Origin of the sequence: Sphingomonas sp. S-NIH.Pt3_0716 (genome assembly GCF_003950715.1) — a bacterium.
In the GTDB taxonomy this organism is placed as follows: domain Bacteria; phylum Pseudomonadota; class Alphaproteobacteria; order Sphingomonadales; family Sphingomonadaceae; genus Sphingobium; species Sphingobium yanoikuyae_A.
On sequence record NZ_QLJK01000014.1, the window covers coordinates 67,203 to 89,559 of the forward strand.

Here is a 22,357-nt window from a genome sequence, read left to right on the forward strand (position 1 = left end):
AGCGGAACTCCCGCGACAATATGCCCCGGCCGCAGGGCGCCCGGTCCCGCGATCAGGCCGCGTTGTCGATGCCGAGTTCTGCGAGCTTGCGATAGAGGGTCGAACGGCCGATCCCCAGCCGGCGGGCGACTTCGGTCATGCGGCCGCGATAATGGCCGATGGCCAGGCGGATGACGTCGGCCTCTATCTCGGCGAGCTGGCGGACATGGCCGTCGCCTTCGAACAGGGTGATGCCGGCGGCTTCGCGCGGCGGCGTGGCGGCAGCGCGCTGGCGCGGACCGCTGGCGCCGCGCGACAGGATATGGGCGGCGACCTGCGGGAAGTCATGCGGGGTCAGCGCATCGCCCTCGCACAGCACGGCGGCGCGGAACAGGGCGTTCTGCAGCTGGCGGACGTTGCCCGGCCAGTCATGCTGCATCAGCAGCGCCAGCGCATCGTCGGTGAGGCCCAGGCCCCGCAGGCCCGGCTGGGTCGCGATGCGGGCGAGGAGGTGGCGGCAAAGGGCGGGAATGTCGCCCATACGCTCCCGCAATGGGGGCACGGTCAACTGGACGACGTTGAGGCGATAATAGAGATCCTCGCGGAACCGGCCTGCCTCGATCTCGTCGCTGAGCTTCTTGTTGGTGGCGGCGATGACGCGGACATCGACATGGACGGGGCGGCGCGCGCCGATCGGCTGCACCTCGCCATCCTGAAGCACGCGCAGCAGCTTGACCTGCGCGTCGAGCGGCATTTCGCTGACTTCGTCGAGGAAGATGGTGCCCATGTCGGCCGACAGGAACTTGCCGACATGGCGGTCGAAGGCGCCGGTGAAGGCGCCGCGTTCATGACCGAACAGTTCTGATTCGACGAGGTTGGCGGGGATCGCGCCGCAATTGACGGTCACCATCGCCTGCTTGTGGCGCGGCGAGGCGGCATGGATGGCGCGGGCGACGACATCCTTGCCGACGCCGCTTTCGCCCTCGATCAGCACCGGCACGCGGGCGCGTGCGGCCTTGGCCGCGATGGCCAGAGCGGTGCGGAACTGGGGCGCCGCGCCGACGACATCCTCGAACGCCAGCGGGGCGCTGATCTTTTCGGTGAGCGGGCGCAGTTCGCCGCGCACATTGCCCTCCAGCGTCGCGTTGAGCGCGGCGAGCAGCCGTTCGGGCGCGATCGGTTTGGACAGATAGTCGGTGGCGCCGGCGCGCATCGCCTGCACCGCGACGGCGACGCTGTTATGCGCCGTCAGCACCAGGATCGGCAGGGCGGGGCGCTGCGCATGGATGGCGCCGATCAGGTCGGCCGGATCGAAATCCGGGCTCCATTGATCGATCAGGACCGCGTCGAGCTGCATGCCGTCCTGCGTGCCCAGCGTTGCCAGGGCGGTTTCGGCATTGCTGGCGAAGATGGTCCGCCATCCCGCGCGCGCGGCCAGCGCGGACACCAGCCGGCGCTGGGCGGGCTCGTCGTCGATCAACATCAGCAAGGGAACGCCTTCGCGAACCATCTGGACCCCTCTTGTGCAAACAGGAGGTCATCCTAGGCGCCGGGGGTAAAAGCGCCCTTAACCTGTAAAGATTTTCTTGTGCCCCTACGGCTTGAGGGGGGTGGGGGGACAGGATAAGAGGTTGCACAACGATGTAATAACTAGGGGAACGGATATGGCTTCTGACGGGAACATCAAGAGCGCAACCCAGACCTATGAAGGGTTTGTCGGCTTCGTGAAGTGGGGCACCATTGCCTGCCTCATCGTCGCCGCGATTGTCGTGCTGCTGATCTCCAGCTGAGCCATGTCGACGCTATAGGAGGGGGATGCTGATATAATGAAAATTGCGATATTGAAGGAACAGGCTGAGGGCGAACGGCGCGTGGCCGGCACGCCCGAGACCGTGAAGAAATTCATCGCGCTGGGCGCGACTGTCGCGGTCGAGGCCGGGGCAGGCCTGACCGCATCGATTGCCGACGATGCCTATGCGGCTGCCGGTGCCAGCGTTGGCGATCGTGCCGCGACGCTGGCGGGGGCCGATATCCTGTTGGGCGTGCAAGGCCCCGATCCGGCCAGCCTTGGCGGTGCGGCACCGGGGGCGTGGATTGTCGCGGGCCTCAACCCGTTCGGCGAGCGGGCGCGGGTCGATGCCTATGCCGCCGGTGGCTATGAGGCGCTGGCGATGGAGTTCATGCCGCGCATCACCCGTGCGCAGTCGATGGACATCTTGTCGTCCCAGTCGAACCTGTCGGGCTACAAGGCCGTGCTGGACGCGGCGGCCGAATATGACCGCGCCTTCCCGATGATGATGACCGCGGCGGGCACCGTGTCGGCGGCCAAATGCTTCGTCATGGGTGTGGGCGTGGCCGGCCTTCAGGCGATCGCCACCGCGCGGCGGCTGGGCGCGCAGGTGAGCGCCACCGACGTGCGCGCCGCGACCAAGGAGCAGATCGAATCGCTCGGCGCCAAGGCGATCTTCGTGGAGAAGGTGGCCGGCATCGAGGGTGAGGGCACTGGCGGCTATGCCACGGAAATGTCGGACGAATATAAGGCGGCTCAGGCCGAGCTGGTATCGTCGCACATCGCCAAGCAGGACATCGTCATCACTACCGCGCTGATCCCCGGCCGGCCTGCGCCGCGCCTGATCAGCGACGCCCAGATCGCGTCGATGAAGCCGGGCAGCGTGATCGTCGACCTGGCCGTCGAGCAGGGCGGCAATGTCGAGGGCGCGGTCGCGGGCGAAGTGGTCGTGCGCCACGGCGTCAGGATCGTGGGCCATCGCAACGTGCCCAGCCGCCTGGCCGCCGACACCTCCGCCCTGTTCTCGCGCAATCTCTATAATTTCCTGTCCGCCTTCTGGGACAAGGAGAAGAACGCGCCGGTGCTGGACGAGGAAATCGGCAACGCCATCCGCCTGACCCAGGGGGGCAAGGTCGTCAACGAACGGCTGCTGGCAAGCTGATGCGGGCCATGGTCCCCATCCTCCCCTGCAAGGGGAGGGGGACCAGCCGCAGGCTGGTGGAGGGGTATCGCCCTGTCATGAACGGGACACCCCTCCGTCTGGCTTCGCCAGCCACCTCCCCTTCCAGGGGAGGATGATGTGCTGCAAGGGCAGGCGAACAGGGCACGGCAGTTGCGCAAGGCGATGTCGAAGCCGGAAGTCCTGCTCTGGCAGATATTGAGGCAAAGGCCGCAAGGTCTGAAATTTCGCCGTCAGCACCCGTCCGGTCCTTATGTGGCAGATTTTTACTGCCATGAGGCGCGGCTGGTGATCGAGGTCGACGGCGAAGCGCATGCAAGAGGGGATGCGCCGATGAGGGATGAGCAGCGCGACTGCTGGTTTGCGGAACGGGGACTGTCCGTTCTGCGTCTGCCGGCCGCCGCAATCATGAATGATAGGGACAATGCCGTAGCCGCGATCCTGGCCAGGGCAGTCGAAACAAGTGGGGAGGACTAGAATGGACTTCATTGCCATCCTGTCGATTTTCGTGCTGGCGTGCTTCGTCGGCTATTATGTGGTCTGGTCGGTGACGCCGGCGCTGCATACGCCGCTGATGGCGGTTACCAATGCCATTTCGTCGGTCATCATCGTCGGCGCGCTGGTCGCCTCGGCGGAGGCCGGTAGCCTGGCGGCCAAGCTGCTGGGGCTGGTCGCGGTGGTCTTTGCATCGGTCAACATCTTCGGCGGCTTTGCCGTGACCGAACGCATGCTGGCCATGTACAAGAAGAAGGAGCGCAAGTGATGCACGAGCTTGCGCCCGTCTCGCCCTTCGTTGCGCTGGCCTATCTGGTTTCCGGCGTCCTCTTCATCCTGGCGCTGCGCGGCCTGTCGAGCCCGTCGACCAGCCGCCGCGGCAACCGCATGGGCATGGTCGGCATGGCGATCGCCGTGGTCACGACCCTTTATACCCATGACGTGCTGAGCCTGCCCGAGATCCTGGGCGCCATCGCCATCGGCGGCGGCATCGGCTTCATCATCGCCCGTCGCATCGAGATGACGGCGATGCCGCAGCTGGTTGCGGCCTTCCACTCGCTGGTGGGCCTGGCCGCCGTGCTGGTCGGCGCGGCCGCCTATCTCAATCCCGGCGCGTTCGGCATTCTCGATCCGCTGACGAACGAGATCCACAATGCCAGCCGCATCGAGATGGGGCTGGGCGTCGCGATCGGTGCGATTACCTTCTCGGGTTCGGTCATTGCCTTCCTGAAACTGAACGGCAACATGTCGGGCAAGCCGATCATGCTGCCGGGCCGCCATGTCATCAATCTGGCGACGCTGGCGGCGATCCTGGGCCTGATCGCCTATTTCGTGACCGACCAGTCGCCCTGGATCTTCTGGACCGTGACGGCGCTGAGCTTCGTCATCGGCTTCCTGCTGATCATCCCGATCGGCGGGGCGGACATGCCGGTCGTGGTGTCGATGCTGAACAGCTATTCGGGCTGGGCCGCCGCCGCCATGGGCTTTACCCTGGGCAATACCGCGATGATCATCACCGGCGCGCTGGTGGGCAGTTCCGGCGCGATCCTGTCCTACATCATGTGCAAGGCGATGAACCGCAGCTTCATCAGCGTGATCGCCGGCGGCTTCGGCGCGGAAGCCGGCCCGTCGGGCGGCGGCGCGGCGGCGGTCGACCGTCCCTACAAGCGCGGCAGCGCCGAGGATGCGGCCTTCCTGATGAGCCAGGCGGACAATGTCATCATCGTGCCCGGATACGGCATGGCGGTCAGCCAGGCGCAGCATGCGCTGCGCGAAATGGCCGACCTGCTGAAGAAGGAAGGCGTGAACGTCAAATATGCGATCCACCCGGTCGCAGGGCGCATGCCCGGCCACATGAACGTGCTGCTGGCCGAAGCGAACGTGCCGTATGACGAGGTGTTCGAGCTGGAGGACATCAACAGCGAGTTCGGCCAGGCCGACGTCGCCTTCGTCATCGGCGCCAATGACGTGACCAATCCGGCGGCCAAGACCGACAAGACGTCGCCCATCTATGGCATGCCGATCCTGGACGTGGCCAACGCCAAGTCGGTGCTGTTCGTGAAGCGCTCCATGGGCGGGGCCGGCTATGCCGGCGTCGACAATGAGGTCTTCTACATGGACAACACGATGATGCTGCTGGCCGACGCCAAGAAGATGGTCGAGGAGATCGTCAAGGCGCTGGCCCACTAAAGTGACCCGATCCACCCGCGCCGGATCGCCCCGTCGACGGGGCGGGTGGATCGTCCTGACTTGTCGAAGCCGGCATCTTTCGTAAAAGAAGGGCTGGGGCACCGACATGCCCGGCCCGCACGGGGCCGGACAGGCGCCCCCATATTGGGAGCGACATGCGTAAACTTGGTCTGATTGGTGGTCTCAGCTGGACGTCCACCGCCCGCTATTATGAGATCATCAACCAGGCGATCCACCGGGCCAAGGGTGGCCAGCACAGTGCGCGGCTGCTGATCGAAAGCCTCGATTTCGCACAGGTTTCCGGCTGCATCACGCAGGAAGACTGGGATTGCGCATCGGGCCATCTGATCGGCGCGGCCCAGCGGCTGGAACAGGGCGGGGCGGAAGCGCTGCTGATCTGTGCCAATAGCATGCACCGCATCTATGACCGGATCCAGGCGAGCATCGCCATTCCCATCATCCACATCGCCGATGTCGTCGGCACGCGGATGAAGGCCGACCGGATCGATCGCGCCGCCCTGATCGGCACGCGCAACGTGATGACCGAGAAATATTATCGCCAGCGGCTGGTGTCGCACGGCGTGTCGCTGCTGCCGGCCGATGTCGCGCTGGCCGAGCGGATCGACCGGATCGTCTATGACGAACTGACCGTCGGCAAGATCAACCGCGATTCCGAGCGTTTCATGAAGTCGGAACTGACCGACATCGCCAAGGAGGATGTGCAGGCGGTCGTGCTGGCCTGCACCGAACTGGAGATGATCGTCGACGTGAAGGCCAATGTGCTGCCGATCTACGACTGCACTGAAATCCACGCCATGGCGGGCGTCGACTTCATCCTGAGCGAATAAGGGCAGAGGCAGCCGGGCGTGGTCAGACCGCGCTCAGCCCCGCATCGGCCAGGCCCCGCCACAGATGGAGGGCCTGGACGCTTTCCTTGACGTCATGGACGCGCACCATCTGCGCGCCCAGTTGCGCCGCGCGGAAGGCGAGGGCGACCGAGCCGCCGAGCCGGTCTGGCGCCGGTGCCTCGTTCGACAGGGCGCCGATCAGGCGCTTGCGGCTGCCGGCGAAGAGCAGCGGCACGCCCAGCCCCTGGAAGGTGGCGAGGCCATTCACCAGCGCCAGATTGTCTGCCAGGTTCTTGCCGAAGCCCAGGCCCGGATCGACCATGATCTTCTCGCGCGCGATACCGGCGTCGAGGCAGGCGGCGATGCGGGCGTCGAGATAGTCGAACACGTCGGTGACGACATCGGCATAGCCGCTGGGATTGTCGTGCGGATCGTCGCCGGTCGAAGGGGCGTGCATCAGGATCACCGGGCAGCCGGCGCGGGCCGCGACCTCCAGGCTGCGGGGATCATGTTCCAGCGCGCTGACATCGTTGATGACATGGGCGCCGGCGGCCAGCGCTGCCTCCATCACCGCGGCCTTGCGCGTGTCGACCGACATGGCGACGCCGGCGGCGGCGAGCTTCTCGATCACCGGCACGATGCGGGCGATCTCGTCGCCCTCCCAGAGCTTGGGCGCCTTGGGCCGGGTGGATTCGCCGCCGACATCGATCAGCGCGGCGCCGGCCGCCGCCATGGCAAAGCCGGCATCGGCCGCCGCCTGCGGGTCGGTCATATGCTTGCCGCCGTCGGAGAAACTGTCGGGCGTGATGTTGAGGATCGCCATCGCCTGCGGCGCGTCGAAGCGGATAACGCGATCGCCAAGGCTGAGCGGCGCGCGCTGGGCGGAAATGTTCGCGGCCAGTTGGCGGGCGCGCTCGGTCAGCGGGTCGGGCAGGGTGGCGGTAATCGCCTCGAACGCGGCGACCGGGATGGTTTCGCGCGCGATCCGGCGGCCGGCATGGCGCGCCGTCAGTTCATAGGCCTGGAACCAGATCAGCCCATTGCCCATCCGCGCCGCCGATCCGTCCGCCAGGCCGATCGGGCTCGGCACGAACCAGGTCGGCTTGAGATAGAGCCGGGCGTCAGCGGGGATGGAGGAGAGGGTCATAAAGCTCCGTTCGCCCCGGACGGGTCGGGGCCATGCCTTGGAAGAACTATGGCTGCCTCAACCCGAACGGGGGACGGAAATCAAGGCTCGTTGGCGAGCAGATAGGTCTGGCGCAGCGTGTCGATTGGGTGCAGCTTGCCCGCCTTCTCGATATGCCAGAAGGTCCAGCCGTTGCAGCTGGGTGCGCCCTGAAGCGTGGCGCCCAGCTTGTGGATCGAACCGGTGTCGCTGCCCACGGCGAGCGAGCCGTCGGCGCGCACGGTGGCGCTCCAGCGGCGCTTGCTGTCCATCACCACCGAACCGGGCTGGAGATAGCCGGTCTCGACCAGCGTGCCGAAGGCGACCTTGGGCTGCTGGCGCGCGGTCTGCATGATGGCGAGCGCGGATTCATCGAGCGGCAGCGCCTCGGCAATGCGTTCCTCGGCAACCTCGATATAGTCGGGCTCGCGCTCGATGCCGATCCACTGGCGACCCAGGCGCTTGGCGACGGCGCCGGTGGTGCCGGTGCCGAAGAAGGGATCGAGCACGATGTCGCCCGGCTTGGTGCAGGACAGCATCACGCGATAGAGTAGCGATTCCGGCTTCTGCGTCGGATGCGCCTTGGTGCCGTTGCGCTTCAGTCGCTCCTGGCCGCCGCAGATCGGCAGCACCCAGTCGGAGCGCATCTGCAGCTCGTCATTGAGCGTCTTCATCGCCTTGTAGTTGAACGTGTACTTCGCGTCCTCGCCCTGGCTTGCCCAGATCAGCGTTTCATGCGCGTTGGTGAAGCGGGTGCCCTTGAAATTGGGCATCGGGTTCGCCTTGCGCCAGATGATGTCGTTGAGGATCCAGAATCCCTCATCCTGCAAGGCAGCGCCGACGCGGAAGATGTTGTGATAGCTGCCGATCACCCAGATCGTGCCATTGGGCTTGAGGATGCGGCGCGCCTGCGCCAGCCACGCCTTGGTGAAGCGGTCATAGCTGCTGAGCGTGTCGAACTTGTCCCAGTCATTGTCGACCGCATCGACGCGGCCGCCCTCGGGGCGGAACAGGTCGCCGCCCAATTGAAGATTATAAGGCGGATCGGCAAAGATCATGTCGATGCAGCCGTCGGGCAGCTTGGCCATTTCCGCGATACAGTCACCGCGCAGCAGGCGGTTTGCCTCGATCGCCGGTGCCGGCGCGAGCGCGACCGCCTTCTTCCGCCGCGGTGCGACGCGTTCCATGACACCCATGTGTGCAACCCCCATATGTTTCGTCCATCAGCACTGAGTCCTCAGGAGTCTGCCGTCAAGGTCAGGGATTTAGCGGTCGTCCCTGTCAGGATTGCGAGGATGGTGGAGAACGAAGCAGGTAGCCACAACATATTGAGTCATGCGAGTCGCGGGAGACTCATCATCGGGTGGTGTGACTCAAAAGACTCAGCGAGGAGGCGGTTCGCACTTTTTTTCGTTAATGGCGCGGCCGAGTCGAAAATCATCCTCCACTTGACCAAATCATAACCAGATGATTATGAAATTTGCATGACGGAAGTGAAATTCAGAGGCGATCTTGGAGCGAACAGCGATTCACTCTTCAAGGCGCTGTCCGACGGCACGCGACGTGCCCTGCTGGAATATCTGGTGCGCGAAGGGGAGCAGAATGTCGTCGCGCTGACCGCCGTGGCCGGCGTGTCGCAACCGATGGTGTCGCGCCATATGGGCAAGCTCAAGCGCGCCGGTCTGGTGACGGCCCGGCGGACGGGGCGCGAAACCTGGTTTGCGGCGCGGACCAAGGGGCTGGGGCCGGTGGTGCAGTGGATGGCGATCTATGGCGCGCTCTGGTCGCAGCGCTTCACGCCGATGGAGCATGCCGGGGATTGAACGGGACCGTATCGACAGGAAAAGGGGCGCCATTTGGCGCCCCTTTCGTTTTCCAGGCTGTGCGCGGGATCAGCGCAGCGGCGTCCAGGTCTGGGTCTTGCAGAAGAAGGCGATGCAGCCCTGCACCTTGAGCGTGCCGTCGCCATTGCGGCTGACCTTGGACGTATAGCTCTTGCCGCTTTCCGGATCGTAGATCGTGCCCTTCCAGATATCGCCCGCATCGCTGAAGCCCGACAGCAGGGCAAGGCCGACCAGCGGCTTGGAGCGCAGCGCCGGATCCGGGTTCTTGATGTCGGTCTGGGGGCGGCCTGGCGTCGGCTTCACGATCTTCTCGATCTTGCCGCAGATGCTCTTTCCGCACGGTGCGATCTGGACGATCGCCTTGCCATCGACAGTCGACCAGCGGCCGGTGATGGGCTGGGCGGCATAGGCGGGCAGGGCGGTGGTGAAGGCGGCCAGAGCGGCGATGGCGACGCGAGCGCCGATCTTGATGGTCATGATGCGATCCTCTCCTTTTGGGTTGAGGGTGAGAATAAGGGAGGAAAATGCGGTGCGCCAGCGCTTCGCTTGCAGTTTACGGAAACGGAAGGAGGGGACGCTACGGCAGCGCCCCCTCCTTGCCCGGAAATTTTTTAGAAAGCCGTGCTGATCGAGCAGGCGGCCGGACCCAGGATGACGACGAACAGGGTCGGCAGGATGAAGAGAATCAGCGGCACGGTCATGATCGCGGGCAGGCGGGCGGCCTTTTCTTCCGCGCGCATCATGCGTTCATGGCGGAACTCGGCCGACAGCACGCGCAGCGCGGAGGCGAGCGGCGTGCCATATTTTTCGGTCTGGATCATGGTCGTGACCACGCCCTTGACCGCGTCGAGCTTCACGCGCGTGGCGAGGTTTTCAAAGGCCATGCGGCGTTCGGTAAGGAAGCTGAGTTCGATTGCCGTCAACTGGAACTCGTCGCCCAGTTCGGGATAGGCGCGGCCTAGTTCGCGGGCGACGCGGCTGAAGGCGGCGTCGACGGTCAGGCCGGCCTCGGCGCAGATGACCAGCAGGTCGAGCGCGTCGGGCAGGCCCTTGCGGATCGCGGCAGAGCGCTTGGCAATCTTGTTGTCGATGAAGAGGTCGGGGGCCTTGTAGGCGAGCAGCAATGCGCCGGCGAAGGCCATGAACCGCTTGGCGCCGCCCCATTCGGGATAGATGCCCACGGCATAGAGCAGGATCGCGGCGGTGCCGCCGATCAGGATCGGCATGATCATGCGGCCGAAGATGACGGCGACGGCCCAGTCCTTGGATCGGATGCCGGCCTGGGCCAGGCGGATCTGCGCGTCCTTGAGCTGGTCGTCCTGCAGCACCTTGAGGCTGGTCAGGAAGGACCGCATCTGGTCGGTCGTCTGGTTCTTGTTGACCAGCTTGGCGCGGCGCTTGGCGGTCGAGGCGGTGATGCCGGCCTTGAGCTGTTCACGGCGTTCGTTGAGCGCCTTGACCCGCTTAGCCATCGGATCGCGCACCGTCATCACGGCATAGAGCGCGTAGAGGGTGGCGAGCGTGGCCAGCGCGGCAAGCAGCGTCCCGAAATCGGTCGCGGTCATGCCGAACAGGGTGCCGGTGGGGGTAGGGGCGTCCATATCTCTATCCGTTCCCCGTCAAATCTCGAAGTTGATCATCTGGGCCATGATGAAGGCGCCGATGGCCATCCAGCACATGCCGCCAATGCCGACGACCTGCATGGTCGAGAGCCCAAAGATGCCCGCCGGATCGGGGGTGAAGAAGGGGCTCATATAGCCAAAGTTGATGTAGCAGATCATGCCGAACACCAGGAAAGGCAGGACGCCGATGATATAGGCCGACGCCTTGGATTCCGACGACATGGCGCGGATCTTAAGCTTCATCTGGGCGCGCTGGCGCAGCACGGTGGCGAGGTTCTGCAGCGTTTCGGCGAGGTTGCCGCCGGTTTCGCGCTGGATCGCCAGGGTGATGACGAAAAACTGGAATTCCGGCGTGCCCAGGCGATCGGCGGTTTCCTGCAGAGCCTGGTCCATGCTCTTGCCGATCTTGATCCGTTCGGTGATCAGCTTGAATTCCTCGCCGACCGGGCCGGGGATTTCGCTCGACACGATGCCCAGCGTCTCGCCGACCGGCAGGCCCGATCGCAGGCCGCGGGTCAGCAGCTCGAGCGCGTCGGGGAACTTGGCGTTGAATTGCTGGATCCGCTTGTTGATCAGTCGACCGACCCACAGATGCGGCAAGGCAAGGCCTGCCGCCAGCCCGACCATCAGCGCGAGCAGGAAGGGAAAGCCGCGCATCAGCAGGAACAGGGTGGTCAGCAGGAAGACCACCGCGCAGGACGTCATATATTGGCTGAGCGTCCATTTCTTGCCGGTCATGCGGATGCGCTTGGCCAGATTCTCCGGATTGGGGATCAGCGAGACCAGCATCTTGGCTTCGTTGCCGGTCGCCCGAGTGGAGATGGCCTTGCGCATGCGCGCTTCCATCATCGCCTCGGTGGAGTCGCTGTGGCGGCCACGGATCAGGGCGACACGGCGTTTCTGCGCCTTGTCGGGCGAGGGGCCGGCAAAGGCGACCACGACCAGACCAAGCATGGTCGCGACCAGCACCAAGATCAGAAGGAAATTGCCGTCCATTGTTCGCCCGTTCCCCGTGCGTGAATATGGCTGTGCGGGGCCGCCCTGAAGCGGCCCGCGCGTCAGCCTTCCAGTGCCGTCGCCTTGTCCTTGCGGCGCGACGGGATCATGCTCTTGAAATCGCCGATCTTGCCGAGCAGGGAATCTCCCTTCCTGGCTGTCGACTTGGCGCCCGGATTATCGGCTTCATCGCCGGCCAGACCCATCACTTCGTCCATCATGGCGGTGCAGGCGGCGCCCACCTTGCTGCCCTTGGCGGTTTCCGCCAGCGTCTTGCCGAGCTTGGCGGCCTGGGCCGCGATGCGCAGGTCGAACGGCACGATCACATCGACCTTGCGTTCGATCGACTGTTCGAAATCCTTGCGGCTGATTTCCGGCGCGCCGGGATGGACGCGATTGGCGACCACCAGGATGCGGGCCTGCGGTGCATTCGACTTGAGCCAGGACAGGATGCGGATCGTGTCGCGCGCCGCCGCCAGGCTGAGTTCGGTCACCACCACCGCGACATTGACGTCGGTCATCAGGTGCGTGTGCTGGATCAGCATGTTGCGCGGCAGATCGATGATGCTGCATTCGAACGCCTGACGGAACTCTTCCAGCAACTGGTAGAAGGCGCCACCATCGGTCATCATCGGCTGGTTGATCGGCGCTTCGGCCGACAGGATGGCGAGCATGTCGCTGGCGCGAACCATGGCGCGCTCGATGAACAGCCCGTCGATGCGGCTGGGATTCTCGATCGCGTCGGTCAGGCCACGGCCCGGTTCCAGATCCATCGCCAGCGCATTGGTGCCGAAATGGATGTCGAGGTCGAGCAGCGCGGTCGGGCGCTTCTTCTTTTCGCTCAGCAACCAGGCGAGCGAGGTCGCCATGCTGGAGGCGCCGACGCCGCCGCGCGTGCCGATGACCGCGACGGTCATGTGCGGGCGTTCCGGGCCTGCGTCACGCGGGGCGAGGAAGACGGCCTGCGCCTGCGCCAGCGCATCGCGCAGCTGGTCGGCGCCAAAGGGCTTGAGCAGATAATCCTGGATGCCGCTGGCGACCAGATCACGATAGAGGCGCACATCATTGACCTGGCCCGCCGCGATCACGACCGTGCCGGGTTCGCAGACCTCGGCGAGGCTGTTGATGTCGTTCAGCGGATCGCCGCTTTCCGACATGTCGACGAACAGGATTTGCGGGCTGGCGGTGATCGACAGGCTCTGCACCGCGTTGCGCATGCCACCCTTGTTCACCTTTTCCGGCGCCCAGCCCATTTCGGACGCGACCGCACGCAGCAGGTCGAAGCTGTGATCGTCGCAGACGAAGGCGTGGAAGGGGTCGCGCTGGCCCACGGAACCATGTTTCCAGGGTGCGTTCATCTTACTGGCCTCCGTTCGAGAGTTGCTTGAGCTCGCCAGCGCCGGTCGGTGCCTTGTCGCGATAGGTGGAAATGGCGCGGTTCGAGGTCGCGGTGCGCAATTCGCTGTCGCTGCTCTGGCCACGGACCAGATCTTCGGGGTCGGCGACCATCGCTGCGAGATTGCTGTTCATGGCGCAGCCGAAATTGGACGACGTCCCCAGGCTCATCGGCGTTTCAGCCTTGTTCGACCAGTCGGGGCAGCCGGGAACCGATGCGGTGGTGCGGCGCACGACCAGCCGGACACTGCCTTCCGGCGCGGAGCCGGCGGCAGCCGAACTGTCCTGACCCAGCAGCATGCCATGGCGCGCGACGACATTGGCGATGTCTTCGCCAAGGTCGGGGCTGTAATAGCCCGCATCGGTGACGATCGCGACCCGATCACCATAGCCAAGCTTGATCGTGGCGAACCAGTCGTCGAGGCGCGCGGCTTCGGCGGGGGCAAGGCGCGCGCCGCCGGCCTGCACGTCGAAGGTGTAGCTGGTATAGCTGACCACCGGCTGGTGGACCGAATCCACGCCGCGATTGGGGCTGTCGGTCGAGCAGGCCGCGAGCGGCAGCGCCAGCAGGGCAAGGGCGCCGAGGCGGACGAGGGTCTTGCGGGACGTGGAAGTCATGTCTTTCGTCCTTCCGTCAGAAGCTGAAGCCGGGGGTCGCGCCGCCGGACTTGCCGGACGAGCGATCTTCGTCGCGGGCGGCCAGCGCGGGCGCCGCGATCGAGGCCTGCGGGCCGGGCGTGGGCGCGACGGGCGAACCGGGCGCGCGGGTCGGCATATTGGGCTGGGCGCCGCTGACGCCGTCATGCATCTGCTGCAGGAACAGGCCCTGGCCGACATTGGCGTTGCGGAAGCCATCGGTCGGCAGGCGAATGTCGGACGCGTTGACCGGCTTCACCAGATAGGGGGTCACGACGATCACCAACTCGGTCTCGTTCCGCTGAAAGCTGCGGGACTTGAACAGGCTGCCCAGGATCGGGACATTGCCCAGGCCCGGCACCTTGTTGACCGTGTTGCCGGTTTCGTTGTTGAGCAGGCCGGCGATCATGAAGCCCTGACCCGAGCCCAGTTCCACCGTGGTTTCGGCGGTGCGGCTCTTGAGTGCAGGAACCGAGCTGCTGACGCTGAAGTCGAGGCTCGACACGGTCGGGCGAACGCGCAGCGAGATGCGCCCGTCGGCGAGAACCGTCGGGGTGAAGGCCAGTTGCACGCCATATTGCTTGAACTGGATGCTGTTGCCCGACGACGGGCCGTTATTGACCGTGTAGGGATATTCGCCACCGGCCAGGAAGCTGGCGGTTTCGCCCGACAGCGCCGTCAGGTTCGGCTGGGCCAAAGTGGTTGCCAGGCCGCTGGATTCGGCGAGATCAAGTGCGCCGGCGATGTCCATGCCGAATAGGCGGGCAACGCCGCCCAGGCTGTAGGAGCCATCGCTAGGGCTGGAGAATGCCCATTCGGCAGGCTTGGTGATCAACCCGGTGGTCGTATCAATTTCCGGCTTGGTGTAGGTCGAGAAAGCCCGACCGCCGCCACCTATGAAGCCCAGATTGCCGCCGCTGCGATCTGCGCTGGCAAAGTTGGTACCGATCTTGTGGCCGACATCCCTGCTGACTTCGGCGATCTTCACCTGCAGCATGACCTGCAGCGGGGTCGCCATCAGCAGGCGGCTGACCACGGTCGTTTCCTTGCCGACGAAGGCCTGGGTCAGGCGTTCGGCCTCGGCCGCGTCCTCGGGCGCCTTGATCGTGCCGGTCAGCAGCACCATGCCGTTCATCTTGTTGACGGCGATGTTGGCACCCGGCATCGCCAGGCGCAGCATGTCGTCGATGGTGGTCAGGTTGTTGCCGACCCGCACCGTGCCGGAGAACAGCACCTTGCCATTGCCGGCAGTGACGAAGATGGTCGTTTCACCCGGCTTCTTCGCGATCAGATAGAGCTGGTTGTTGGTCCGGACATGGACATCGACGACATCGGGATTGGCGATGACGACGTCCGACATCTTGGCCGGCAGGTTGACAACCTTGCTGCCGCCGACCGACATCAGGATCGCATTGTCCTGATCCGCTGCGGGGGCGGCGTTGAGCGCCGTGGTCGGCGCGGCGACCATGGCAAGCGCCAGGCCGAGCGCGATCGCCGGGGCGGCGAGCGGACGGGCCGCCTTGTGCCGCGCGAGCATCTGGTAAGCGTTCATCTTACTTCCCCCCGACCGGAACTTCGGTCACATTGGTGCCGCGGGCGATGCGGACGGTCGGCCCCTTGAAGACGGCCGTGCCGACCGGTGCGCCACCCGGAGCTGCCATCGCGGGCATGGCCGCATCAGGCTTGGCCGGGACGCTGCTGCGCTGGTAGCGCGACACGTCGGCGCCCGTGGAATAGGTGGAGCCACGATCGACCGGGCGGGCCGCGATCTTGGCAATGATCGACTTTTCCGAACCCGGATTGCTGCCATCGGGCAGGTCGACGTCAGAGCCGGCAATGGCAGCGTCAAGGTCCGATGCGGTATCCGCGATCGAGCGCAGCGACAGCGACAGCGAGCCGATGGTCTGCGACACGGCGAGCTTTTCGGCGATCTTGGGCGTCACTTCGACCGTGACGTTGGAATAGGTCTGGACGACGGGCTTGCCATCGGGACCCATGGCGTCGGTCCGCTGGTCGGTGGCGAGCACGCGCAGGTTGCGCAGGATCGTTTCCGAAACCTTGAGCGGGGCGCCATCGCCGCCGCCGGAAACCGTCTGGGTCAGCACCAGGTCGATGCGGTCGCCAGGGAAGACGAAGCCGGCAACCGCATTCTGGGCCGAGACCGGCACGGTGACGGCGCGCATGCCGGGGCCGAGGGCCGCGGCCAGGAAGCCACGGTCACCCGGACGGATGACGGCGCCCTGGGTCAGCGGCTGGCCGGCGGTGATCGCGTTGCGCACCACGCTGCCTGCAAGCTTGAGCGGATCGGCCTGGCCCTTGAGATAATAGGCCGCCTCGATCAGATCCTTGGGCCAGGGCTGGAAGCGGAAGCTTTCCGCGTCCAGGATGGTCCCCACCGGCAGGGCCTTGGTCGCTACCAGAACATGCGGCTGGTCCGCCTCGTTCGGCATTGCGGCCGCGTTCACCTGCGGCGTAGATGAAGAACTCAGCATGCTGCGCGCAAGCAAGGCTGTAGTGACCGCTATGATTAGCGCCCCCACCAGCAGCACGATCTTCTTAGCATCCATGACGAAACTCGCCTTTCTCAAATGGGCGGCCTGCCCCCAGGGGCCCAATCATCACGCAAATTGGTTAAGATATCGTTCGCCAAGTAACCAAAGGGCGGCGATCGATATGGCTACGCCGTACGGTATTTCGGGTTGGCCCTGCTTCCGGCGGAGGCGGTGGTGGATCACCGTGACGATCGTCACAGCCCCGCCCAGAATCGCCATCAGCGTCAACAGGGTCAGCACCGCCTGCCACGGAAACCACAGCGCCAGCGCGCCGAGCAGCTTCACATCGCCCCCGCCCATCATGCCGAACGCGAACAGCGCGGCGAACAGGACGAAGACCAGCAGGCCGACCAGCAACTGCACCGCCACGCCCGGCCAGAGCGGCAAGCCGCAGGCGATCCACCATAGTGGCGCCAGGGCGGCGACGCCCAGGTTCAGCCGGTTGGAGATGATGCGCGCGCGCAGGTCCGTGATCGCGGCTGCGATCAGCAGGATGCCCAGTGCGGCGATCAGCGCCAGTCTGAAATATTCCCCCAACATGAGGGTCAGGCACTAGACCATATGGCTTACCAAACCGTAACCATGGCCCATGGATTCGCCGATCTTCCCGTCGCCCGCCCTTGACCGTCGTGCCTGGCCGATGGGTGGCCAGCTCGATTATTGGCAGGCGCCCGACGGCTGGCCGATCCGCCGCTATCGGCTGGGCGCTGGCACCCGTGGCCGGATGCTGATCCTCAACGGTCGCGGCGACATGATCGAGAAATATCTGGAGGTGATCCACCACTGGGCGCAGCGCGGCTGGGCGGTGACCAGTTTCGACTGGCGCGGACAGGGCGGGTCGGGCCGGCTGACCGATGATCCACTGTGCGGCCATATCGACGACTTCGCCCGGTGGATTGCCGATTTGCGCGCGCTTTCAAATGATTGGCGCGCGGAGGGCCGTGGCCCGACGGTCATGTTGGGCCACAGCATGGGCGGGCATATGCTGTTGCGGGCGCTGGCTGAAGGCCTGCCCGAACCCGATGCGGCCGTGGCGGTAGCGCCGATGCTGGGGCTGCATACGGCCCCCTTGCCGCGCTGGCTGGCGGTGGCGATCGCCAATTTCATGTGCGCGATCGGCCAGGGGGAAAAGCGGGCCTGGACACAGAAGGAAGAGAGCGAGCGGCAGCGCCAGATGCGGCAGAAGCGGCTGACCCATGATCCCGATCGCTACGCCGATGAAATCTGGTGGCGGGACCATAGCCGGGACATTGCGCTGGGGCCGCCAAGCTGGAACTGGGTGCGGCTGGCGCTCGAGTCGACTCGCGCCTTGGAGGCGGGAAACGGGCCGGAGCGAATCGCGACGCCGACCCTGGTCCTGGCCGCCTGTCGCGACCGGCTGGTGGCGACGCCGGCCATCCGGCGGATTGCGGCGCGCTTGCCCGATGCCCGCCTGCATGTCTATGGGCGCGAGGCCGCGCATGAAATTTTGCGCGAGCTCGACCCGGTGCGGCTCGATGCGCTGGGGCGGATCGACCGTTTCCTGGATGAGGTTGCCCGTTGAACAGACCCGATATCGTGATTGTCGGTGGCGGGATCGCGGGCGCCAGCCTGGGCGCGGCGCTGGCGGAAACGGCGCGGGTGCTGATCCTGGAGATGGAAGACAGTGCCGGCTATCATGCGACGGGGCGATCGGTCGCCTTCTGGGAAGAAACCTATGGCGGGCCGGTGGTCCAGCCGCTGACCACGGCCTCGGGCGGGCTGCTGGAGTCGCCCGATCCCGATTTCTTCGACGGCTCCTTCCTCTCCCCGCGCCGCACGCTGCATATCGGCCGGGCCGGGGACGAACGGCTGCGCGACGCGCTGCTGGCCGATTTTGCCGGGGCGGTCGAATTGCAGCCGGTGGCGCCGGCGAGCCTGGTGCCGGGCTTGCGGCCCGACTGGGTGCTGGGCGTGCTGGAGCCGAGTTGCCGCGACATCGATGTCGCGGCGCTGCATCAGGCCTATCTGAGCCGGTTCCGCAAGCTGGGCGGCGAAATGCGGCTGGGGGCCAGGCTGGAGCGCGCCGAACGACAGGGCGATGGCTGGCGGATCGAGACCCGTGACGGGCCGATCGAATGCGGCCTGCTGGTCAATGCCGCCGGGGCTTGGGCGGATGATGTCGCTGTGGCCTGCGGTGTCGCGCCGGTCGGCATCACGCCCTATCGCCGGACGGTCGTGCAGTTGCGGCTGGAGGATATGCCGGCCGACGAAATGCCGCTGGTGATGGACATGCAGGGCGGCTTCTATTTCAAGCCCGAGGGGCAGGGGCGGATCTGGCTGACGCCGCATGACGAGGTCGCTTCGCCCCCCTGCGATGCCGCGCCCGAGGAACTGGCGATCGCGCAGGCCATCGACCGGTTCCAGGCGGCGGTCGACTGGCGGATCGCGGCGGTCGAGCGCAAATGGGCCGGCCTGCGCAGTTTCGCGCCGGACCGGGTGCCGGTCTATGGCTTCGAGCCGGCGGTCGAGGGTTTCTTCTGGTTCGCCGGGCAGGGCGGTTTCGGTATCCAGACCGCGCCGGCGGCGGCGGCGCTGGGCGCCAGCCTGTTGACCGGCGCGGTCATGCCGCAGGCGATTGCCAGCCTCGATATCGCTGCTTATGCTCCCGAACGGTTTCGATAGCGCAACCAGCAGGAGAGCATGATGGCGCACAAGTTCGTGATCGAGAAGAACAAGGCCGGCGAGTTCGTGGCCAAGTTCAAATATAATGCCGAGATCATCTTCTGGACCGAGGGCTACAGCTCCAAGGCGAGCGCGAAGAATGCGATCGAGTCGATCCTGAAGAACGGCCCCGGCGCGCCGATCGAAGAAGCCGAATAATCCGTGCGGCGCGGGGAGGCTGACCTCCCCGTCCGTATCCTATTTGCGGAAGCTTTCCGCCGCGGCGCAGGCGAGGGCATCGGCCCGCTCATTTTCCGGGTGGCCGGCATGGCCCTTGACCCATTGCCATGTCAGCTTGTGCCGGGCGGCGGCCTTCACCAGTTCCTGCCAGATCTCGACATTCTTGACCGGCTTGTTGTCGGCCGTCTTCCAGCCGCGCTTCTGCCAGCCGAAGATCCATTTGGTGATGCCGTCCATGACATATTTGCTGTCGGTGTAGAGCGTCACCTGGCACGGCTTCTTGAGCGTGTTGAGCGCTTCGACGGCTGCCATCATCTCCATGCGGTTGTTGGTGGTCATCGCCTCGCCGCCGGAGATTTCCTTCTCCTGGTCGCCAAAGCGCAGCACCGCGCCCCAGCCGCCCGGACCAGGATTGCCCTTGCACGCGCCGTCGGTGAAGATCTGGACTTGGGGCAGGTCGCTCATGCGCCGAGCAGCTCCGCCGGGTCGGCCTTGGCGTAGAAATCCATGCGGCGCAGATAGGCGAGCGGATCCTTGCGGGTCACCAGTGCATCGGCGGGCGTGTTGATCCAGTCATAGGCGCGGGTCAGCAGGAAGCGCAGCGCTGCGCCGCGGCACAGGATCGGAAAGGCGGCCCTTTCCGTGTCGGTCAGGCCATGGGCGGCGGCATAGCCTGCGCCGATCGCGGCCGCGCGGTCGCCATACCAGGTGGCGCCGTCATTGCTGAAGCACCAGGCGCTGTGGGTGACGGCCAGATCATAGGCGCGAATGTCGGTGCAGCTGAAATAGAAGTCGATGAGGCCGGTGACGTCATCGCCCAGCATCAGGACATTGTCCGGGAACAGGTCGGCATGGATCACCGAACGCGGCAGATCGGCCGGCCAGTGGGCGTCGAGAAAGGCCAGTTCCTCCGCCACGCGGGCGCCAAGGCCCGGCGCAATCTGGTCGAAATCATCGCCACACTTGGCGGCCAGCGCGTGCCAGCCATCCTTGTCGAGCGCATTGCGCCGTTCGCCGGCAAACCCCTGCGCCGCCTTGTGCAGTTCGCCCAGCGCCACGCCGCAGGCGCGCGCCTGCGCCGGGGTCGGTTCGGTCACGGAAATGCCGGTCAGGAATTCGATCAGGCAGGCCGGGCGCCCGCCCAGCTGTTGCAGGCGCTTGCCATCGGTGTCGGCGATGAAGCGCGGCACCAGGCAGCCGCGCGCGCCCAGATGGTCGAGCAGGTCCATGAAGAAGGGCAGGTCCGCCTCATCCACCCGCTTTTCATAGAGGGTCAGGATATAGCGGTGGCCGCTTCCGTCGGCGCCGGTGGTTTCGAGCAGATAATTGCTGTTTTCCACCCCTTCGGCGATGCCCTTGGCGGACACCAGCCGACCGGCATCATAGCGGGTGAGGAAGGCGTCAATTTCTTCGGCGGGAACATGCGTATAAACGGCCATGGGGGTTATGCGACCTCCAGTCCGCGCGGCAGCTTGAAGGAGATATTCTCCTGCGCCGTTTCCACCTGTTCCTCGGTCACGGCGAAGCGCTCCGCAATCCGGTCGACGACTTCGCGCACCAATATTTCGGGCGCGGAGGCGCCGGCGGTGAGGCCGAGCGTCGTCACGCCCTCCAGCCAGGCAAAGTCGATCTCCTCGGCGCGCTGGATCAGGCGGGCGGGGGTGCCCTCGCGCTCGGCGACTTCGACCAGGCGCAGCGAGTTGGAACTGTTGGGCGCGCCGATCACATAGACGGCGTCGCAGCGGGCAGCGATCGCCTTGACCGCCGTCTGGCGGTTCGACGTCGCGTAGCAGATATCCTCGCCCTTGGGCGCGATGATCGCGGGGAAGCGGCGCTCCAGCGTGGCGACGATCGCGGCGGTGTCGTCGACCGACAGGGTCGTCTGGGTCAGGAAGGCGAGATTGTCGGCGTCAACAGGCGCCAGCGCCTCGGCATCCTCGACCGTTTCGATCAGCGTCATCGTCCCCTCGGGCACCTGGCCGAAGGTGCCGATCACCTCCGGATGGCCCTTGTGGCCGATGAACAGGATGTGGCGACCGGCGGTCACCATGCGTTCGGCCTGGCGATGCACCTTGCTGACCAGCGGGCAGGTGGCGTCGAGATAGTCGAGGCCGCGCTCCTCCGCCTTGGCCGGCACCGCCTTGGGCACGCCATGGGCGGAAAAGACCACCGGCACGCCGTCGGGCACCTGGTCCAGTTCCTCAACGAAGATCGCGCCCTTGTCCTTCAGGCTGTCGACCACGAACTTGTTGTGGACGATTTCATGGCGGACATAGACCGGCGCGCCATATTTCTCGATCGCGCGCTCGACGATGATGATGGCGCGGTCGACACCGGCACAGAAGCCGCGCGGGGCAGCGATCAACAGGGTCATCGGCGGGCGAGGGGCGGGGCTCTGCGTCATGGGCGCGGCTTAGGGCAATGTCGCGCCCGAAGGAAGGGCCAACGCAAATCACCGCGCTTTGTGTTGCGTGGGCGGCGGGGGATGGATAAGGAAGCCGGACGCCTCTGTCCAAGGGGCATGCTGAGGAATTGCTGCCTGTGACATTGTCCCGAATTGCGTTGACCGGAATGCTCGCCCTTGCCCTTGCCGGCTGTTCTCGCCGGGGGGAAATCGACCCGACGGGCGGTATCGTCACGGTGCGTTCGGCTTGCCCGGTGGCTGCAATCCCGGCCTATACCGGTGACGTGACCCTGTTCAATCCGGCCCAGAGCCGCGATGCTTCCGCGATCGACGTGGTGGCGAACATCACCGATCTGCGCTCGACCTGTTCCGATGGCGCCCAGCTTTATACCCAGGCGACCTTCGTGGTGAATGCGCGTCGCAACGACGCCAGCGCCGCGCGCCAGGTGACCTTGCCCTATTTCTCGGCGATCGTGCGCGGCGGCAGCGCCGTCGTCGCCAAGCGGATCGGCCAGGTGACGCTGAACTTCGCGCCGGGCGAATATCGCGCGACCGCGACCGCGACGGCCGGTTCCTATGTCGACAAGGCATCGGCCACGCTGCCGCCGGAAATTCAGCAGAAGATCACGCAGAAGCGCAAGGCAGGCGACGCGGATGCCGCGATCGACCCCTTCGCCCAGCCGGACGTCAAGGCGGCGCTGCAGCGAACCAGCTTCGAGCTGCTCGTGGGTTTCAACCTGACCCAGGATCAGCTCAAATATAACGCGACCCGTTAAGCCCGTTGATTTGTTTCCGTTCGGGCTGAGCGAAGTCGAAGCCCGCCACTGAGCGAAGCGAAGTGCTTCACTCCGTTCAGCCTGGCCCTTCGACTTCGCTCAGGGCGAACGGAGTTGAAGGAAAT

The 22,357-nt window shown here is 65.6% G+C and carries 25 protein-coding genes; 11 read left to right on the forward strand and 14 right to left on the reverse strand.

Annotation, left to right across the window (positions count from 1 at the left end):
- Positions 1 to 52 precede the first annotated feature (52 nt).
- Complete coding sequence (locus BRX37_RS13045; protein ID WP_125987471.1) at positions 53 to 1,489, reverse strand: sigma-54-dependent transcriptional regulator; 1,437 nt, start codon at positions 1,487 to 1,489, stop codon at positions 53 to 55.
- Positions 1,490 to 1,643: 154 nt separating this feature from the next.
- On the opposite strand from BRX37_RS13045, the gene BRX37_RS13050 reads away from it, so the two are divergent.
- The 6 genes from BRX37_RS13050 to BRX37_RS13075 all read left to right on the forward strand — a co-directional run bounded on the left by BRX37_RS13050 (position 1,644) and on the right by BRX37_RS13075 (position 5,980).
- Entirely contained in the window at positions 1,644 to 1,769 is a 126-nt protein-coding gene (locus BRX37_RS13050) for an aa3-type cytochrome c oxidase subunit IV (RefSeq protein WP_004208006.1), read from the forward strand.
- 36 nt (positions 1,770 to 1,805) lie between these two features.
- Positions 1,806 to 2,930: an NAD(P) transhydrogenase subunit alpha gene (locus BRX37_RS13055; RefSeq protein WP_125987473.1), complete on the forward strand. Its 1,125-nt coding sequence runs from the start codon at positions 1,806 to 1,808 to the stop codon at positions 2,928 to 2,930.
- 183 nt (positions 2,931 to 3,113) lie between these two features.
- Positions 3,114 to 3,425 carry an endonuclease domain-containing protein gene (locus BRX37_RS13060; RefSeq protein ID WP_052076662.1) on the forward strand — a complete coding sequence of 104 codons (312 nt, stop codon included), beginning with the start codon at positions 3,114 to 3,116 and terminating at the stop codon, positions 3,423 to 3,425.
- A 1-nt stretch (position 3,426) separates the two neighbouring features.
- A complete protein-coding gene (locus BRX37_RS13065) occupies positions 3,427 to 3,711 on the forward strand; it encodes an NAD(P) transhydrogenase subunit alpha part 2 (RefSeq protein WP_004208003.1) in 285 nt (94 codons plus the stop codon).
- Entirely contained in the window at positions 3,711 to 5,132 is a 1,422-nt protein-coding gene (locus BRX37_RS13070; RefSeq protein WP_037517256.1) for an NAD(P)(+) transhydrogenase (Re/Si-specific) subunit beta, read from the forward strand. The genes BRX37_RS13065 and BRX37_RS13070 overlap by 1 nt, the downstream gene beginning before the upstream one ends.
- A gap of 155 nt (positions 5,133 to 5,287) precedes the next feature.
- A complete protein-coding gene (locus BRX37_RS13075; protein ID WP_004208001.1) occupies positions 5,288 to 5,980 on the forward strand; it encodes an aspartate/glutamate racemase family protein in 693 nt (230 codons plus the stop codon).
- A gap of 22 nt (positions 5,981 to 6,002) precedes the next feature.
- Here the strand turns inward: BRX37_RS13075 and folP are convergent, their stop codons facing one another.
- Together folP and BRX37_RS13085 are read right to left on the reverse strand one after the other, a co-directional pair.
- Positions 6,003 to 7,127 carry a dihydropteroate synthase gene (folP, locus tag BRX37_RS13080; RefSeq protein ID WP_125987475.1) on the reverse strand — a complete coding sequence of 375 codons (1,125 nt, stop codon included), beginning with the start codon at positions 7,125 to 7,127 and terminating at the stop codon, positions 6,003 to 6,005.
- Between the two features lie 80 nt (positions 7,128 to 7,207).
- Positions 7,208 to 8,341 (reverse strand): site-specific DNA-methyltransferase, encoded by a 1,134-nt coding sequence (locus BRX37_RS13085; RefSeq protein WP_010336249.1) that lies wholly within the window; start codon positions 8,339 to 8,341, stop codon positions 7,208 to 7,210.
- A gap of 288 nt (positions 8,342 to 8,629) precedes the next feature.
- Between BRX37_RS13085 and BRX37_RS13090 the strand changes: the two genes are divergently transcribed.
- Positions 8,630 to 8,968 (forward strand): ArsR/SmtB family transcription factor, encoded by a 339-nt coding sequence (locus BRX37_RS13090; RefSeq protein ID WP_004207998.1) that lies wholly within the window; start codon positions 8,630 to 8,632, stop codon positions 8,966 to 8,968.
- 69 nt (positions 8,969 to 9,037) lie between these two features.
- Here the strand turns inward: BRX37_RS13090 and BRX37_RS13095 are convergent, their stop codons facing one another.
- The 8 genes from BRX37_RS13095 to BRX37_RS13130 form a co-directional block, all read right to left on the reverse strand.
- Positions 9,038 to 9,466 (reverse strand): DUF2147 domain-containing protein, encoded by a 429-nt coding sequence (locus tag BRX37_RS13095; RefSeq protein WP_125987477.1) that lies wholly within the window; start codon positions 9,464 to 9,466, stop codon positions 9,038 to 9,040.
- 134 nt (positions 9,467 to 9,600) lie between these two features.
- Positions 9,601 to 10,590 (reverse strand): type II secretion system F family protein, encoded by a 990-nt coding sequence (locus tag BRX37_RS13100; protein ID WP_004207996.1) that lies wholly within the window; start codon positions 10,588 to 10,590, stop codon positions 9,601 to 9,603.
- A gap of 18 nt (positions 10,591 to 10,608) precedes the next feature.
- A complete protein-coding gene (locus tag BRX37_RS13105; RefSeq protein WP_017501236.1) occupies positions 10,609 to 11,607 on the reverse strand; it encodes a type II secretion system F family protein in 999 nt (332 codons plus the stop codon).
- Between the two features lie 62 nt (positions 11,608 to 11,669).
- On the reverse strand, positions 11,670 to 12,965 hold the full coding sequence (locus tag BRX37_RS13110) for a P-loop NTPase (protein WP_125987479.1): 1,296 nt from the start codon (positions 12,963 to 12,965) through the stop codon (positions 11,670 to 11,672).
- A 1-nt stretch (position 12,966) separates the two neighbouring features.
- Positions 12,967 to 13,620 (reverse strand): CpaD family pilus assembly protein, encoded by a 654-nt coding sequence (locus BRX37_RS13115; RefSeq protein WP_125987481.1) that lies wholly within the window; start codon positions 13,618 to 13,620, stop codon positions 12,967 to 12,969.
- 16 nt (positions 13,621 to 13,636) lie between these two features.
- Complete coding sequence (locus BRX37_RS13120) at positions 13,637 to 15,190, reverse strand: type II and III secretion system protein family protein (RefSeq protein ID WP_125987482.1); 1,554 nt, start codon at positions 15,188 to 15,190, stop codon at positions 13,637 to 13,639.
- A 1-nt stretch (position 15,191) separates the two neighbouring features.
- Positions 15,192 to 16,205, reverse strand: coding sequence for a Flp pilus assembly protein CpaB (cpaB, locus tag BRX37_RS13125; RefSeq protein ID WP_125987484.1), 1,014 nt, complete (start codon positions 16,203 to 16,205; stop codon positions 15,192 to 15,194).
- A gap of 51 nt (positions 16,206 to 16,256) precedes the next feature.
- On the reverse strand, positions 16,257 to 16,730 hold the full coding sequence (locus tag BRX37_RS13130; protein WP_125987486.1) for an A24 family peptidase: 474 nt from the start codon (positions 16,728 to 16,730) through the stop codon (positions 16,257 to 16,259).
- Between the two features lie 49 nt (positions 16,731 to 16,779).
- On the opposite strand from BRX37_RS13130, the gene BRX37_RS13135 reads away from it, so the two are divergent.
- The 3 genes from BRX37_RS13135 to BRX37_RS13145 are packed head-to-tail and all read left to right on the forward strand — an operon-like array spanning position 16,780 to position 19,031.
- Positions 16,780 to 17,733 carry an alpha/beta fold hydrolase gene (locus BRX37_RS13135; protein WP_125987488.1) on the forward strand — a complete coding sequence of 318 codons (954 nt, stop codon included), beginning with the start codon at positions 16,780 to 16,782 and terminating at the stop codon, positions 17,731 to 17,733.
- Positions 17,730 to 18,833, forward strand: coding sequence for an NAD(P)/FAD-dependent oxidoreductase (locus BRX37_RS13140; protein WP_125987490.1), 1,104 nt, complete (start codon positions 17,730 to 17,732; stop codon positions 18,831 to 18,833). The genes BRX37_RS13135 and BRX37_RS13140 overlap by 4 nt, the downstream gene beginning before the upstream one ends.
- Positions 18,834 to 18,854: 21 nt before the next feature.
- Entirely contained in the window at positions 18,855 to 19,031 is a 177-nt protein-coding gene (locus tag BRX37_RS13145) for a YegP family protein (protein WP_004207987.1), read from the forward strand.
- A gap of 39 nt (positions 19,032 to 19,070) precedes the next feature.
- On the opposite strand, the gene rnhA is transcribed toward BRX37_RS13145, so the two are convergent.
- The 3 genes from rnhA to ispH are packed head-to-tail and all read right to left on the reverse strand — an operon-like array spanning position 19,071 to position 21,456.
- The gene (gene rnhA, locus BRX37_RS13150; RefSeq protein ID WP_004207986.1) at positions 19,071 to 19,517 is read right to left on the reverse strand and encodes a ribonuclease HI; all 447 of its coding nucleotides are present in this window, start codon (positions 19,515 to 19,517) and stop codon (positions 19,071 to 19,073) included.
- Positions 19,514 to 20,491 carry a homoserine kinase gene (gene thrB / locus BRX37_RS13155; protein ID WP_125987492.1) on the reverse strand — a complete coding sequence of 326 codons (978 nt, stop codon included), beginning with the start codon at positions 20,489 to 20,491 and terminating at the stop codon, positions 19,514 to 19,516. The genes rnhA and thrB overlap by 4 nt, the downstream gene beginning before the upstream one ends.
- A gap of 5 nt (positions 20,492 to 20,496) precedes the next feature.
- Positions 20,497 to 21,456 (reverse strand): 4-hydroxy-3-methylbut-2-enyl diphosphate reductase, encoded by a 960-nt coding sequence (gene ispH / locus BRX37_RS13160; protein ID WP_125987494.1) that lies wholly within the window; start codon positions 21,454 to 21,456, stop codon positions 20,497 to 20,499.
- Between the two features lie 167 nt (positions 21,457 to 21,623).
- Here ispH and BRX37_RS13165 point away from each other — a divergent pair, with 167 nt between their 5' ends.
- On the forward strand, positions 21,624 to 22,232 hold the full coding sequence (locus tag BRX37_RS13165) for a hypothetical protein (protein ID WP_010336260.1): 609 nt from the start codon (positions 21,624 to 21,626) through the stop codon (positions 22,230 to 22,232).
- Positions 22,233 to 22,357 lie beyond the last annotated feature (125 nt).